Annotated in this window: 16 protein-coding genes; 1 reads left to right on the top strand and 15 read right to left on the bottom strand. The window is 72.2% G+C overall.

Going from position 1 to position 14,326, the window contains the following annotated elements; genetic code table 11:
- Positions 1 to 29: 29 nt before the first annotated feature.
- The 11 genes from EV186_RS07690 to EV186_RS07635 form a co-directional block, all read right to left on the bottom strand.
- Positions 30 to 131 (bottom strand): 30S ribosomal protein bS22, encoded by a 102-nt coding sequence (locus EV186_RS07690; RefSeq protein WP_018684825.1) that lies wholly within the window; start codon positions 129 to 131, stop codon positions 30 to 32.
- 125 nt (positions 132 to 256) lie between these two features.
- Positions 257 to 475 carry a helix-turn-helix domain-containing protein gene (locus tag EV186_RS07685; RefSeq protein WP_133848307.1) on the bottom strand — a complete coding sequence of 73 codons (219 nt, stop codon included), beginning with the start codon at positions 473 to 475 and terminating at the stop codon, positions 257 to 259.
- 135 nt (positions 476 to 610) lie between these two features.
- Positions 611 to 1,420 (bottom strand): pyrroline-5-carboxylate reductase, encoded by an 810-nt coding sequence (gene proC / locus EV186_RS07680; RefSeq protein ID WP_133848306.1) that lies wholly within the window; start codon positions 1,418 to 1,420, stop codon positions 611 to 613.
- A 92-nt stretch (positions 1,421 to 1,512) separates the two neighbouring features.
- Entirely contained in the window at positions 1,513 to 2,328 is an 816-nt protein-coding gene (locus EV186_RS07675; protein ID WP_133848305.1) for a thioesterase family protein, read from the bottom strand.
- Positions 2,325 to 3,251, bottom strand: a complete 927-nt coding sequence (locus EV186_RS07670) for a proline dehydrogenase family protein (RefSeq protein ID WP_133848304.1) — start codon at positions 3,249 to 3,251, stop codon at positions 2,325 to 2,327. The genes EV186_RS07675 and EV186_RS07670 overlap by 4 nt, the downstream gene beginning before the upstream one ends.
- A gap of 88 nt (positions 3,252 to 3,339) precedes the next feature.
- Positions 3,340 to 4,110 carry a sugar phosphate isomerase/epimerase family protein gene (locus tag EV186_RS07665; RefSeq protein WP_133848303.1) on the bottom strand — a complete coding sequence of 257 codons (771 nt, stop codon included), beginning with the start codon at positions 4,108 to 4,110 and terminating at the stop codon, positions 3,340 to 3,342.
- Positions 4,111 to 4,117: 7 nt separating this feature from the next.
- The gene (locus EV186_RS38795; RefSeq protein WP_166659054.1) at positions 4,118 to 5,737 is read right to left on the bottom strand and encodes a hypothetical protein; all 1,620 of its coding nucleotides are present in this window, start codon (positions 5,735 to 5,737) and stop codon (positions 4,118 to 4,120) included.
- Positions 5,738 to 5,819: 82 nt separating this feature from the next.
- Positions 5,820 to 6,776, bottom strand: coding sequence for a Ppx/GppA family phosphatase (locus tag EV186_RS07650; RefSeq protein WP_133848300.1), 957 nt, complete (start codon positions 6,774 to 6,776; stop codon positions 5,820 to 5,822).
- A gap of 55 nt (positions 6,777 to 6,831) precedes the next feature.
- Positions 6,832 to 7,515, bottom strand: a complete 684-nt coding sequence (locus EV186_RS07645; RefSeq protein ID WP_133848299.1) for a response regulator transcription factor — start codon at positions 7,513 to 7,515, stop codon at positions 6,832 to 6,834.
- Positions 7,512 to 8,702, bottom strand: coding sequence for a sensor histidine kinase (locus EV186_RS07640; protein ID WP_243753873.1), 1,191 nt, complete (start codon positions 8,700 to 8,702; stop codon positions 7,512 to 7,514). Before EV186_RS07640 ends, EV186_RS07645 begins: the two co-directional genes overlap by 4 nt.
- A 130-nt stretch (positions 8,703 to 8,832) precedes the next feature.
- Positions 8,833 to 9,678: an oxidoreductase gene (locus EV186_RS07635; protein ID WP_133848298.1), complete on the bottom strand. Its 846-nt coding sequence runs from the start codon at positions 9,676 to 9,678 to the stop codon at positions 8,833 to 8,835.
- A gap of 87 nt (positions 9,679 to 9,765) precedes the next feature.
- Between EV186_RS07635 and EV186_RS07630 the strand changes: the two genes are divergently transcribed.
- A complete protein-coding gene (locus EV186_RS07630) occupies positions 9,766 to 10,425 on the top strand; it encodes a response regulator transcription factor (RefSeq protein WP_133848297.1) in 660 nt (219 codons plus the stop codon).
- Between the two features lie 65 nt (positions 10,426 to 10,490).
- On the opposite strand, the gene EV186_RS07625 is transcribed toward EV186_RS07630, so the two are convergent.
- The 4 genes from EV186_RS07625 to EV186_RS07610 form a co-directional block, all read right to left on the bottom strand.
- Positions 10,491 to 11,231 (bottom strand): phosphoglyceromutase, encoded by a 741-nt coding sequence (locus tag EV186_RS07625; protein WP_133848296.1) that lies wholly within the window; start codon positions 11,229 to 11,231, stop codon positions 10,491 to 10,493.
- 427 nt (positions 11,232 to 11,658) lie between these two features.
- Complete coding sequence (locus EV186_RS07620; RefSeq protein ID WP_133848295.1) at positions 11,659 to 12,180, bottom strand: type III secretion system chaperone family protein; 522 nt, start codon at positions 12,178 to 12,180, stop codon at positions 11,659 to 11,661.
- A 5-nt stretch (positions 12,181 to 12,185) separates the two neighbouring features.
- Positions 12,186 to 13,487, bottom strand: a complete 1,302-nt coding sequence (gene mshA, locus EV186_RS07615; RefSeq protein WP_243753872.1) for a D-inositol-3-phosphate glycosyltransferase — start codon at positions 13,485 to 13,487, stop codon at positions 12,186 to 12,188.
- A gap of 19 nt (positions 13,488 to 13,506) precedes the next feature.
- On the bottom strand, positions 13,507 to 14,322 hold the full coding sequence (locus EV186_RS07610) for an alpha/beta fold hydrolase (protein ID WP_243753871.1): 816 nt from the start codon (positions 14,320 to 14,322) through the stop codon (positions 13,507 to 13,509).
- Positions 14,323 to 14,326: the final 4 nt, after the last annotated feature.

Raw genomic sequence — 14,326 nt, 5'->3', positions numbered from 1 at the left:
CCGCGACATCGGCCACCTGAACGACCGAACTACTTCTTCAGCTTGCGGCGCTGAACCCGGGTCTTGCGCAGCAGCTTGCGGTGCTTCTTCTTCGACATGCGCTTGCGGCGCTTCTTGATGACCGAGCCCACGGGCCGTCCTCTGTTACTCGTTGGTGCTGGTTTGCCCGGCGCACGCCAACCTGACGGCATGGGCGTCGAGCATGGAACGAGGGTTCAGAGTACCCGTCGGGTGCCGGCCGCTGCGCGCCACCCGTTCATCCGGCGTCGAAATAGGCGTTCTGCAGGTAGTCGTGCACCGCCTTCTCTGGCACTCGGAACGACTTGCCGACCCGCACCGCGGGTAGTTCGCCGCTGTGCACCAGCCGGTACACCGTCATCTTGGACACCCTCATCACCGTCGCGACCTCGGCCACGGTCAAGAACTTGACCTGGCCGAGCTCCGCGGTGTCGGCGTCCCGCTTGTTGGCAGGCATGTACACCGCATCCTTCGACACGTGTCGCGCCGCCGGCTTCCCCACCGACGGTATCGACACGCACGTGCTACTCCCGAGGGTAGCGGGACACGTGGGACCAGTGCGACGTGCCGGACGCATGAATCGCCGAACGGGTCAGCTCTCGTGGGCTTTCCCCAGCTCGACGGACCGGTCGCGGGCCGCCTCGATCGCGGCCAGCAGCGCCGCCCGCACGCCGTGTCGCTCCAGCTCGCGGATGGCCATGATCGTCGTTCCGGCCGGTGAGGTGACCGCTTCGCGCAGGGTCACGGGGTGCTCCCCGGTCTGGGCGAGCATCTGCGCCGCGCCGACGGCCGACTGGATGATCAGCTTCTCGGCCACCGCGCGCGGCAGGCCGAGCAGGATGCCGGCGTCGATCATGGCTTCGACCAGGTAGAAGAAGTACGCCGGGCCGGAGCCGGACAACGCGGTCACGGCGTCCTGCTGGGACTCCGGGACGCGCACGACCTTGCCGACCACGCCGAGCAGGTCCTCGACGATGGACAGGTGCTCGGGCTTGGCGTGCTTGCCCGCCGAGATCGCGCTCATGGCCTCGCCGACCACCATCGGCGTGTTCGGCATGACCCGCACGACCGGGATGCCCTCGGGCAGCATCCGCTCGAAGAGCGACGTCGGCAGCCCGGCGCACAGCGACACCACCAGCCGGTCGGCGCCGATGACCGGGGCCAGCTCGGTCAGCACCGGCTCGATGTCCTGCGGCTTCACGGCGATCACCAGGACGTCGGCCCTGGCGGCCGCGGTCGGCACGTCGACGGCGTGCACGCCGTAGCGTTTCGTCAGCTCGGCGGACCGTTCGGCGTAGCGCTCGGTGAACAGCAGTTCGTCCGGGGTGCGGCCGCCGGCGAGCAGGCCCGAGAGCAGGGCCTCACCGATCTTCCCGGCACCGAGGACGGCGATCGTCGTCATGCGCACAAGCGTGCCACGGCGTGTTCGCACCGTCTTCCGGCCCGCCCGCAGCGGTCAGGACATCGCGGTCAGCATCGCGGTCAGCACCGCGGTCAGGGCATCGCGGACAGGGCGAGCTGACGGGACTGGCACACCAGCCGGCCCTGGCTGTCCACCACGATCGCGTCCTCGTCGAACCAGGCGCCGTGCACCGCGCGGCACTCGACCTGCACCCGCAGCCAGCCCGGCGCCGGGCGCGAGCGCAGCAGCGCGGTCAGCTGCACGGTGGGCGACCAGCCCATCCGGCCCAGGTTGAACGTCACCGGCATGGACACGTCGCCCGCGATGAGCCCGAACAGCGGGTCGGGCTGCTCGCCCTTGGGCCGCACCCAGAGCCGCAGCCGCAGCGGGTCACCGGTGTGGCCGTGCAGGAATCCCGCGCCGTTGGGGTCCAGCCGGACGTCGCACGCCGATGTGACCTTGAACACCGCCGCCGCGGGCAGCGCCGCGAGGTCCAGGGCGTTGCCCGGCGGTTCGGCCGGCTGGCTCGGCAGGTCCGACCACGCCGCGCGCTCGCGGGGCAGCCGCCCGACGGTCACCGTGCCCTCGACGCAACTGCGCCCGCGTTGCTCCAGCACCACGGCCACCACGGTCACGCGGCGACCGGTCCGGCGGATGTCGGTGCGCAGCAGCACCGGGCCCACGCTCGGCGCACGCAGGAACTGCGCGCTCACCGCCAGCGGCTCCAGCGGCGGCGCACCCGCACCGCTGGTCACCGCGATGGCCGTGCGCGCCAGCAACGCGAGCAGGAACCCGCCGTGAGGCTTCGAGCCGACGGTCCAGTTGGGCGGCAGGTCGGCGATGAAGGTGCCATCGCCGAGCGGGCGTACGGCGCTGGCCGCGGAGAAGCCGGCGTCCTGCGCGGTCACGAACGACTGGCCAGGGCACGCAGGAAGAAGGCCGTGTTCGCGGGTCGCTCGGCCAGCCTGCGCATGAGGTAGCCGTACCACTGCTCGCCGTAGGGCACGTAGGCGCGCACGGTGTGGCCTTCACGGGCCAGCCGCAGCTGCTCGTCGGGCCGGATTCCGTAGAGCATCTGGTACTCGAACGTGCCGGGCTTGCGGTCGAACCACTTGGCCCGCTCGGCGATGACCCGGATGAGTCTCGGGTCGTGCGTGGCGAACATGGGGTAGCCGTCGCCGGCCAGCAGCGTGTTGACGCACCGCACGTAGCTCAGGTCGACCTCGTGGCCGGCGTCGAACGCCACGCTGGCGGGCTCGGCGTAGGCGCCCTTGCACAGCCGCACCCGCGAGCCCTGGCCTGTGAGGTGGGCGCAGTCGTCCTGCGTGCGGTGCAGGTATGCCTGCAGCACGGCGCCGACCCACGGCCACGTGCGGCGCAGCTCCGCGAGCACCCGCAGCGTCGAGTCGGTGGTGGTGTGGTCCTCCATGTCGAGGGTCACCGTGGTGCCGCTCTGCTCGGCGGCCGCGCAGATCCGCGAGGCGTTGTCCAGCGCGAGCGTCTCGTCCAGGGCCTGGCCGACGGCGGAGAGCTTCACGCTGACCTCGGCGCTGGCCGACAGTCCCTGCTCGTGCAGCTGGTCGAGCAGCGTCAGGTAGGACTGCACGGTCTGCTCGGCCAGGCTGGCGTCCGTGGTGTCCTCGCCGAGGTAGTCCAGGGTCACCGAGACGCCGGACGCGACGAGCGTGCGGGTCACCTCGATGGCCTCGGCGGTGGTCTCGCCCGCCACGAACCGCCGGACCACATCGCGGCTGAGCGGGGCCTTGGCGACCAGGTTCCGGATGGCGTCGTTGCCGGCGGCGGCGAGGATCAAGGAGCGCAGCGGGTTCACGGGCGAAACTGTACGACCACGACCTCGCGTGCTGCCCGGCCGATCGGATGGATCACAGTTGCCACTACTGGCCGCCTACCGGCCCCGGCTATTGGCCGAGGTGCAGGCGCGCGAACAGCAACGCCTCGGCGAGATCCTTCGCGCGCGCGGCCGAACCACGGGCCTTGCGGGTGTTGATCTCCAGCACGACCTGGCCGTCGAACCCCGTGCGGGCCAGCGTCTCGCACAGCTCGGCGCACGGCTGCCCGCCCCGGCCGGGCACCAGGTGCTCGTCGCTGGGTGCGCCGCTGCCGTCGGCCAGGTGGACGTGGGTGAGCCCAGTGCCCATCCGCTCGGCCATCGCGAGCGCGTCCGTCCCCGCGGCGGCCGTGTGCGAGAGGTCGAGCGTGTAGTGCCGGTGCCCGACGTCGGTCGGGTCGATCGACGGCCGGAACGCCGAGACCGAGCGCCGGACCGGGAACATGTTCTCCACGGCGACCGCGATCCCGCTGGTGTCCTCCAGCTCGGCCACCAGGTCGGGGAAGGCGTCGGCGTAGCGGCGCTGCCAGCGAAACGGCGGGTGCACGACCACGGTCGGCGCGCCGAGGTCCTCCGCCGCCGCGACCGAGCGGCGCAACCGGGTCTCGGGGTCGGGCGACCACACCCGTTGGGTGATCAGCAGGCACGGCGCGTGCACCGCGAGCACCGGCACGCCGTGCGCGCGCGACGCCCGGCGCAGCGCCGGGACGTCCTGGCTCATCGGGTCGGTCCAGACCATCACCTCGACGCCGTCGTAGCCCAGCTTCTCGGCCGAGGCGAACGCCGACGCGGCGGTCTGCGGCCAGACCGACGCCGTGGACAGCCCGACCGGGATCGCCATCCGCGGCTCAGCGCTTGAGCAGCAGCAACGCCGCGGGCGAGACCGTGACGATCAGGCCGACGAGCACCGCGAGCACCGTGGTCTGCAGGTCCTCCGCGCGGCGGATCTTCCGCACGACGAGCACCAGCCCGACCGTGACCAGGATGGCCACGACCAGCGCGGCGGCCGGGAGCACGCCCCAGAGCCAGTTGAACGCCAGCCAGATCGCGGCGCCACCGAGCACGCCGCCGGCGAGCTGCGCGCCCATGAGCAGCCACTCGCGGGCCGGGGACCGCGGCTTGTCGTAGTCCTCGTCCTCGATGTCGTCGAGCTCGTCGAGGTCGTCCAGCTCGTCGAGGTCGTCCAGGTGGCGCCGGTCGCGCGGGTCGGGGTCGTCGTAGCCGTCGTAGTCGTCGTCGTAGTCGTCGGCGCCGAACGCGTCGAAGTCGTCCGGCTCGTCGGTGCCGGGCGGGCCGACCGGGCCAGGACCGGCGGGATGGGACACGGTCGTGTCCGGGCCGCCGTACGGGAAGCGGTCCGGCGGGCCGGCGGGCGGCATGCGGTTGCCCGTGGGCGACGCGTCCAGCGGCGGCACCGGCATGGCCTGCGACTGCGTGCCGGCCGGCCCGGCACCGGGCGGCACCGCACCGGGGGGCACAGCGCCGGGGGGTCCGGGCGGGAAGCCGGGGCGACCGCCACGCCTGGGCAGCCCCGGACGGCGACGTGGACCGCTGCCACCGAGCCCGGCCTGGGGCGGCTCGTCGGGTTCGTACGCGCCCGGCTGGCCTTCCGGCACCTTGGGCAGCTGCTCGGTCATCGGCTCCGGCGGCGGGCCGGCGGGCAGACCGGGCGGCGGACCGCCGTCCAGGCGCGACGCCACCGCGCCGGGCCGGCCTTGCGGCGGCATGTTCCGGCGGGAGGGCAGGTCGTTCGGCGGCGGGCCGCCTGGCGGCATCGAGCCGGTGGGGATCGGCCCGGAGGACGGGCCACCGCGGCCGAAGTCCTGGCGCCCGAGGTCCGTGCGGCTGTCGCCACCGATCCCGCGACCACCGGGACGGCCCGGGGGCGGCGGGACCGGGATCGGGCCCGAGCTCTGCGAGGACTGTGACGATTGCGGGCCGCCACGACGCCCGCCGAACCCGGGGGGCGCCGGCGGCGCGGCCGGCGGCACCGGCGGCATGGCGGGTCGAGAGGCCGACGCAGGCGGCATCGAGGGGATCGACGGCATCGAGGGCGAGGAGCCCGTCGGCGGCGGCATCGGCGGCATCGCCGTCCGCGTCGGACCGGAGCGGTCGGCGGGCGGCGGAGTCGGCGGGGACTGGGGTGGCGGGGACTGGGGCGGCCGCTGCTGCGGGCGGTACCCGCTGTGCTGGCCGGGGCCCTGCTCCGGGCGGGATGAGTGACCGGTGGGGCCAGTGGTGCCGGGGTGCCCGTGCGTGCCCTCGGGTTCGTCCCGGATGGCCCGCATCTGCCCGCTCTCGGACACGACCCGGTCGATGATCGCCTGCGGGGCGGTGTCCGACGGGTCGTCGGCACGACGGCGACGCCGCCTGGGCGCATTGCCGCTCGCGCTGTCGCCGTACTGGGCGAGCAGCTCGGCGACGGTGCGCTGCTGGCCCCGCTCGTCCGATCCGCGTTCTCGACTCATCAACTCCACCGTGCCCTGTGCCCGAGTACCCGTCCAGTCTCCACGGGTATTCCGGACGGCTTGGTTGCCACTACCGCCGGGGTCATCGAACCATCGCCGTAGTCTGGTCGGTGCCGTTCGTCCGGTCCAGCCGGCCCAGGATCACACCCTCGCGCAGTGCCCACGGGCATATCTCCAGTTCCGAGCGCCCCAGGGCGCTGAGCATCGCCTGCGCCACGAGTGCACCCGCCACCAGCTGGTGCGAGCGGCTGGGGCTCACACCTTCCAGCTCGGCGAGGTCGGCGGCGCTCATCCGGCTGATGAACGCCAGCAGCTGACGCAACCCGACGTCGGTCAGGACCCGGTGGACCATCGGTCCAGCCGACGACGGCGCGGCACCGGTCAGGCGGGCGAGCGAGCGGAACGTCTTCGAGGTGGCGACCACCCGATCCGGTTCCCCCGCTTCGAGCAGCTTGCTCGCAACCGGCGCGAGCTGCTCGTCGAGCCACGTCCGCAGCGCGTCGATCTCGTCGCGCGGCGGCGGGTCCGAGCTGAACCGCGTGCGGGTCAGCCGCCCGGCCCCCAGCGGCAGCGACGTCGCGAAGTCGGGGCTCTCGTCGCGGCCGGCGGCGATCTCCAGCGAGCCGCCGCCGATGTCCACGACCAGCAGCCGCCCGGCCGACCAGCCCAGCCACCGGCGCGCGGCCAGGAACGTCAGGCGTGCCTCGTCCTCGCCGGTCAGCACCCGCAGCTCCACGCCGGTCTCGGCCTGGACCCGGGCCAGCACCTCGGCGCTGTTGCTTGCCTCGCGCACGGCCGAGGTGGCGAAGGCCATCAGCTCTTCGCAACCCAGCCGCTTGGCCGACTTGCGGGCCTCGGCGATCGCCCGGACCAGCTCGTCCGCCCCGACCGGGGACAGCTGCCCGGACGGCGTGAGCCGCTCGGCCAGGCGCAGCACCGACTTCTCCGACCGCATGGGCGTCGGGTGGGCACCACGATGTGCGTCCACCACGAGCAGGTGGACGGTGTTGGAACCGACGTCAAGCACCCCTAGGCGCACGGCGGGAAAGGTTACCGCTAGATCACGGCCCGGCCACGCCCACGGTCGGCAGCGCTCACGATTCGAACTTGTAGCCCAGCCCGCGGACGGTCACCAGGTGTCGCGGCGAGGCCGGGTCCTGCTCGATCTTCGAGCGCAGCCGCTTGACGTGGACGTCCAGCGTCTTGGTGTCGCCGACGTAGTCCGCGCCCCACACCCGGTCGATCAACTGCCCCCGGGTGAGCACCCGCCCGACGTTGCGCAACAGGTACTCGAGCAGGTCGAACTCCTTGAGCGGCAACGGTGTCTCGCGCCCGTCGACGGTCACCACGTGCCGCTCGACGTCCATCCGGACCGGGCCGCCGGCGAGCACCTGCGGCTGCAGGTCGCCGTCGGCGTCCCCGCCCCGGCGCAGGACCGCACGCACGCGGGCGATCAGCTCGCGGGCGGAGTAGGGCTTGGTCACGTAGTCGTCGGCGCCGAGCTCGAGCCCGACCACCTTGTCGATCTCGCTGTCCCGTGCGGTCACCATGATCACCGGGACCGAGGAGCGCTGGCGCAGGGCCTTGCACACATCGGTGCCGCTCATCCCGGGCAGCATGAGGTCGAGCAGCACGATGTCGGCGCCGTTGCGGTCGAACTCGTCCAGCGCCTGCTGGCCGGTCTCGGCGATGGCCGCCGTGAACCCCTCCTTGCGCAGCAGGAAGGCCAGCGGGTCGGCGAACGACTCCTCGTCCTCGACGATAAGCACCCGTGTCACAAGGCTCCTCCGTGCTCAGAACCGACCGGTGTCGGTGTGTCGGATCGGGTGGCGGCCGGTTCGGTGGTCGGCTCGGCCGGCTGGGCGGGGACGCGCAGGGTGAAGGTGGAGCCCGTCCCCGGTTTGCTCCACAGCTTGACCTCGCCGCCGTGGTTGGCGGCGACGTGCTTGACGATGGCCAGGCCGAGCCCGGTCCCGCCGGTGGCGCGCGAACGGGCCTTGTCGACCCGGTAGAAGCGCTCGAACACCCGTTGCTGCTCCTCGGGCGCGATGCCGATGCCGCGGTCGGTCACCGCGATCTCGGCGTACCCACCGGCGAGCCGCCTGCTCACCGAGACCGGGCTGCCGGGCGAGGAGTACGCGATCGCGTTGTCCAGCAGGTTCGACAGAGCCGTCACCAGCAGCGTCCGGTCGCCGAGCACGAGCAGCCCGCTCGGGCCGTCGGTGGCGATGTCGATGCCCGCGGACTCGGCGGCGGCCTGCGTGCGGCTCAGCGCGTCGGCGACGACCTTGTCGACCTCGACGACGTGCAACTCCGGCAGCCGCTCGGCGCCTTGCAGCCGGGACAACGCGATCAGCTCGGTCACCAGCGTGCCGAGCCGGGTCGCCTCGCGCAGGATCTTGTTGGCGAACCGGTCGACCTCGTCCGGGTCGTCCACGGCGTCGAGCAGGGCCTCGGCCAGCAGCGCCATCGCGCCAACCGGGGTCTTCAGCTCGTGGCTGACGTTGGCCACGAAGTCGCGGCGGGTCGCCTCGAGCCGCACCGCGTCGGACTCGTCGGCCGCGTCGACGACGGTGAACCCGTCGCCGAGCAGCCGGACCTCACCGAGCACGGCGGTCGGGCCGCGCCCGGTGCGCCCCTCCAGCGGGGACAGGTCGATCTCGACCGGGTCGCCGGTCTCGCGGGCGAGCTCCGCGGCCTTGCGGGCGCGCGGGTCGACCTGGTGGTTGCGCACCAGGCCGAGCTCGATCGCCCGCGGGTTGTGCAGCACGACGTCGCCGAAGTGGTTCAGCACGACGATGCCCGAGTGCGAGGAGTGGGTCACCCTGGAGACGAGGGCGGCGACGGTGGGACCGACCGGCCGGCGCGTGGCCGCGGCGCGCCGGGCCCGCCCGACGACGAAACCGGCAACACCGCCCGCCAACAACACGCCGGCCAGCAGCAGGATCCAGGCCGCAGCGGTCACAACCGCATCGTAAGCAGCCGGTAGCCCCTTTCCACCAGCCAAGACGGGTGCGTCGTGACAGGGCCGACACTCACGGCGCGGTTGTTCCCCGCCTGGTCAGATCGCGTTCACCCGATCGTGTCCATTCGGGTCACTTCGCGAGGTCTGCCATGTCCTGTTCGGTCAGCTTCAGTTCACCGGCGGCGACGTTCTGCTCGAGGTGCGCGCGCGACGAGGTACCCGGGATGAGCAGGATCGCGGGCGAGCGGTGCAGCAGCCACGCGAGCGCCACCTGGCGATCGGTCGCGCCGTGCCGGGCCGCGACGTCGTGCAGGACCTGCTCCTGCAGCGGCGTGAACCCGCCGAGCGGGAAGAACGGCACGTAGGCGATGCCCTGGCGCTCGCACTCCGCGAGCATCGGGGCGTCGCTCTGGTCGGCGGCGTTGAACGCGTTCTGCACGCACACCACCGGCGCGATCTCCTGCGCCGCGTGCAGCTGGGCGATCGTCACGTTGGAGAGGCCGAGGTCCTTGATCAGCCCCTGCTCACGCAGTTCGGCGAGCGCGGCGAACCCGTCGTCGAGCGGTTCCTCCTCGGGCCCGTGGATCCCGCCGATGCGGTAGTTCACGACGTCGAGGCGGTCGACCTTGAGCCGCTGCAGGTTCTCGTGGACCTGGGTGCGCAGCTCCTGCGGCGAGCGCGCGGGCGGCCAGCCACCCTGCTCGTCGCGCCGGGCGCCGACCTTGGTGACCAGGACCAGGTCCTCGGGGTAGGGGTGCAGGGCCTCGGCGATCAGCTCGTTGACCACGTAGGGGCCGTAGAAGTCGGACGTGTCGATGTGGTTGATGCCCAGCTCGACGACCCGGCGCAGCACCGCGCGGCACTCGTCGGGATCCGCGGGCGGCCCGAACACGCCGGGTCCCGCGAGCTGCATCGCGCCGTAGCCCATCCTGGTGACGGCCGCGTCGCCGAGCCGTCCGTCCTTGGTGATCGTCATGGGAACCAATCTGCTCCGGCGGGCGGTGGCCCGCTCGATCTGGCAAGAAGTTGTCAATCGGCGCCGACCGGGAACAGACTGGAACCGATGCCGAACACCGAGACCATCGCGGTCGTCCGCGGCGAGGCCGAGATCCACCCGCGGATCGCGCACCTGTTCACCACCGCGAAAACCGAAATCTCCTGCGCTGCCAACGACTTGCACACCTGGGGCATCCGCACCGGGTCCGTCCAGGGGCCGCAGTCGCTGGCGCCCCGGATCGCCGAGGGCCTGGTCGTGCGCAAGCTCTACCGCTCCGGAATCCTGCTGGACCCGTTGTGCGCCCGGTACGCGAACGCCGTCCAGAGCGCGGGCGGCGACGTCCGGATCACGCCCGACGAACTCAACGAGACGATCGTCATCGACGGCCGGATCGCCATCCTGGCCGGCGACCTGTCGCACGGCGTGCGCAGCTACAGCGTGGTGACGGTGCCCGAGGTGGTCCAGGGCGTGAGCTCCCTGTACGCGGCGGCCTGGCGGTCGGCGACCCCGCTGTCCACATGGGACCGGCGGGTGGCGGAGCTGCGGGAGATGGCGCCGCGGATCCTGGAGGTGCTGGCGTCGGGCTGCAAGGACGAGACAGCCGCCCGCACGCTCGGGCTCTCGGTGCGGACCTACCGGCGCCGGGTCGCGGAACTGATGGCCGCACTCGGGGCCGGCTCCCGCTTCCAGGCCGGCGTCAAGGCCCGCGAACTCGGCCTGATCTAAAGGCCCTGAATGTCCCATTGAGGGCGCTGAGCGTCTCGAATGGGACATTCAGGGCTCCAGCGGGGTCAGCGGCCCTGGTTGGCCACCGCGGCGGCGGCCTTGGCGGCCTCTTCCGGGTCCAGGTACTCGCCGCCGGCCTTCAGTGGCGCCAGGTCGTCGTCCAGGTCGTAGCGCAGCGGGATCCCGGTCGGGATGTTCAGCCCGGCGATGTCCGCGCCCGAGATGTTGTCCAGGTGCTTGACCAAGGCGCGCAACGAGTTCCCGTGCGCGGCCACCAGCACGGTCTTGCCCGCCCGCAGGTCCGGCACGATCGCCGACTCCCAGTACGGCAGCAGCCGGGCGACCACGTCCTTGAGGCACTCGGTCCGCGGCGCGTCGATCCCGGCGTAGCGCGCGTCGCCGTCCTGGCTGAACTCGCTGCCGAGTTCGATCGGCGGCGGCGGGACGTCGTAGGAGCGGCGCCAGAGCATGAACTGCTCCTCGCCGAATTCCTCGAGAGTCTGCTTCTTGTTCTTGCCCTGCAACGCACCGTAGTGGCGTTCGTTCAACCGCCAGTCGCGGCGGACCGGGATCCAGTGCCGGTCCGCGACGTCCAGGGCCAGGTTCGCCGTCTGGATCGCGCGCCGCAGCACCGACGTGTGCAGCACGTCGGGCAGCAGCCCGGCCGCGGCGAGCAGTTCGCCGCCGCGGCGCGCCTCGACGGCGCCCTTCTCCGACAGGGCCACGTCCACCCACCCGGTGAACAGGTTCTCCGCGTTCCACACGCTCTCGCCGTGGCGGAGCAAGACCAGGGTTCCCATCGCCATGACCAGAGCCTGCCACGACCGCGTCGAGTGGCCCATCAGGGCACGGCGTCACCCGAATTGATGAATTTTGTTAAACGGTGCGTAGCCAAAGCCACGGTTGGTTGACTTTCCAGTTCAGCTCGTAACCGAATAGTTACTCACTTACAGCTACTTCGCTCGGTTGGCGTAACCAATGGTCTTGTGGTCCGGGCGCACCTTCTGACAAGTTGGCACCGCTCAGGAGGACCGGCTCCCACGCACTCCCCGGTTCACCACCGAGCACAGATGCGGCTCGACTCCCCTGCCGAGCCGCACCCCGCCTCCGGAACCCCGGGGTGCCCCCCGCTCGGGGGCTCCGTTTCGGCGGGCTTACGCGGGGTGGCTCGAGTTCGCGACTCCCCCCTCGCTCGAGCCACTCCGCGAACCCGCCCACCGGAGCCACCAAAGCTCAACCGCCGTCCGTACCCACCCGCGGGCCGTCCTGCCCGCGGCTGGGGCGGATCAGGTGCTCGAACGCCGCCAGGTTGGCAAGCGACTCGCCCCGGTCCTCACGCCACTGCCACTCGCGCCGGATCGAACTCGCGAAACCGAGTTCCAGCAACGTGTTGAAGTCACCGTCCGCTGTTTCGAGCACCTGGCCGAGCAGCCGGTCGATCTCGTCGGGCGTGACCGCGTCCAGCGACACCCGGCCCAGCAGGTAGATGTCGCCGACGTCGTCGATCGTGTAGTGCACGCCGTAGAGCTTCGCGTTGCGGCGCAACAGGAATCGGTACACGTCCTCGTGCGCCTCGTCCGGGTGCCTGCACACGAAGGCCTCGACGACCAGCGCGTGCCGCTGCACCATCAGCCAGCAGTTGGTCTGCAGCTTCTTGGTGCCGCGCAAGGTGACGAAGTAGCGCCCCGGTTGCGGGCACTCGTACGTCAGCTCCTGCTCGTCGAGCAACGCCTTGATGACGGATTCGGGGTCCACGCCCCTCAGCCAACCAGTTCCGCGGGGAGGTTCGCCCGGCGGAATTCGACAGCGGCCTGCGCGTAGCAGGCCAGCAACGCGTCCGTCGTGCGTTCCCACGAGAAGTCCTCGGCGTGCCGGACCGCGCCCCGCGCCAGCCGTCCACGCGTCTGCGGCGCCGCGACCTGGTTCAACGCGCCGGCCCAGGCCACCGGGTCGTGACCGGGGACGAGCAGCCCGGACGAGCCGTCGCGCACCGCCACCGGCAACCCGCCCACGGCCGCGGCGACCACCGGTGTCCCGCAGGCCTGCGCCTCCAGCGCGACCAGCCCGAACGACTCGTTGTGGCTCGGCACCGCGACCGCGTCGGCCGCCCGGTACAGGGCCACGAGCGCATCGCCTTGCTGTGGCGGCAAGAACCGCACCACGTCGTCGATTCCCAAGTGGACCGCGAGGTTCCGCAACGCTTCCGGGGTGCCCATGCCCGAACCAGAAGGGCCGCCGGCGATCACCACGGCCAGCTTCTCGCGCGGGATCAGGCCGCGGTCCACCAGTTCGGCCGCGGCCCGGACGAGCACGTCGGGTGCCTTGAGCGGCTGGAGCCGGCCGATGAACGCGAAGATCGTCGCGTCGACGGGCAGCCCCAGCGACAACCGGGCCGAGACCTGGTCACCGGGGCGGAACCGGACGAGGTCCACGCCGGGCGCGATGGTCCGGACCTTGCCGGGATCGGCGTCGTAGCGGGAGATCAGCTCACCCGACTCGACGGCGGTGTTGGCGACGAGCAGGTCCGCCTCGTCGACGACCTGCTGCTCGCCGATCTCCCGCAGCCGTGGTTCCGGGGTGTCGCCCTCGGCGAGCGCGGCGTTCTTGACCTTGGCCAGCGTGTGCGCGGTGTGCACCAGCGGCACGCCCCAGCGCTCGCGCGCGAGCCAGCCGACCTGGCCGGAGAGCCAGTAGTGCGAGTGGATCAACCCGTAGTGCCCGGGGTCGCGGCGCGCCTCGGCCCGCAGCACGCCCGCGGTGAACGCGCACAGCTGGCTGGGCAGCTCGTCCTTGCCCAGGCCCTCGAACGGGCCCGCGGCGACGTGGCGGACCAGCACACCCGGGGCCAGCTCGGCGACCGGCGGCAGCTGGGAGCGGGTGGCGCGGGTGAACACCTCGACGGCGACGCCGCGGCAGGCCATGCGGGTGGCGGTCTCGGTGATGTAGACGTTCATGCCACCGGCGTCCCCGGTGCCGGGTTGCTCCAGTGGCGAGGTGTGGACCGAGAGCACCGCGACGCGTCGCGGCTGGTGCAGTTGGACAGGCCCGCTCGACTCGCTCACGCAACCACCCTTTCCCGGCTCAGCCGGTCATGGCGTGGCACTCCCGGGCGAACTCGTCCAGCACCCCGGAGAACTCCTCCGCCCGCTCGTCGAACGGCACATGACCGGCCTTTGGGAACCAACGCAACTTGGCCCCCGGAATCTTCCCGGCCGTGTACTCGGCACTGGTGGCGTCTACCACGCCGTCGTCGGTCCCATGCACGACCAGGACCGGGACGTCCATCCGGGCGAGGACCTCGGCGCTTCCGCTGTCCCGCTTGAAAAGGGCATAGCGGACAGCGGGCGGCACCCGGAGCGTCTCGCCGACCATGCGCTGGACCTCGGCGCCGTCGGTGACGCCCATGCCCTGGACGAACTCGGTGAGCGCCGGGATGGCGGTCGCCGGGTCGTCGGACAGCACGCGGGGCAGCGCGGCCCGCATGACCGCGCCGGTCCGGCCACCCGGGCGGTCCCGCCCGATCTCGGTGAGCGCACCGGCGAAGCAGACGCCCGCGAGGCCGGCCGTGCCGCGTTCGCGCACGTAGTCGGTGATCACCAGCCCGCCGTAGGACCAGCCGACCAGCACGGCCGGCCGGCCCGCGAACTCGAGCACCGCGGCCAGTTCGGCCGCCCAGACCGCCGGGTCGGCGTAGCCGGTGGCCGGCGCGTCGGACTCGCCGTGCCCGCGCAGGTCGGGGGCAATCACGTGGAAGCCGGGCAGCCGGGCGGCCAGCCGCTGCCAGGTGCGGCCGGACTGCCCCCAGCCGTGCACCAGCACCACGGGCGGCGCGGCCGGGTCGCCCCAGCTCCGCACGGCCAGCCGGACGTCGTCGACCTCGAGGGTTGCCAGGTTCACCGGC

The sequence above is a fragment of the Labedaea rhizosphaerae genome (assembly GCF_004362825.1).
Taxonomy (GTDB): domain Bacteria; phylum Actinomycetota; class Actinomycetes; order Mycobacteriales; family Pseudonocardiaceae; genus Labedaea; species Labedaea rhizosphaerae.
Note: the sequence above shows the minus strand (reverse complement) of the source record. Positions and strands in the feature narration are given on the sequence as shown.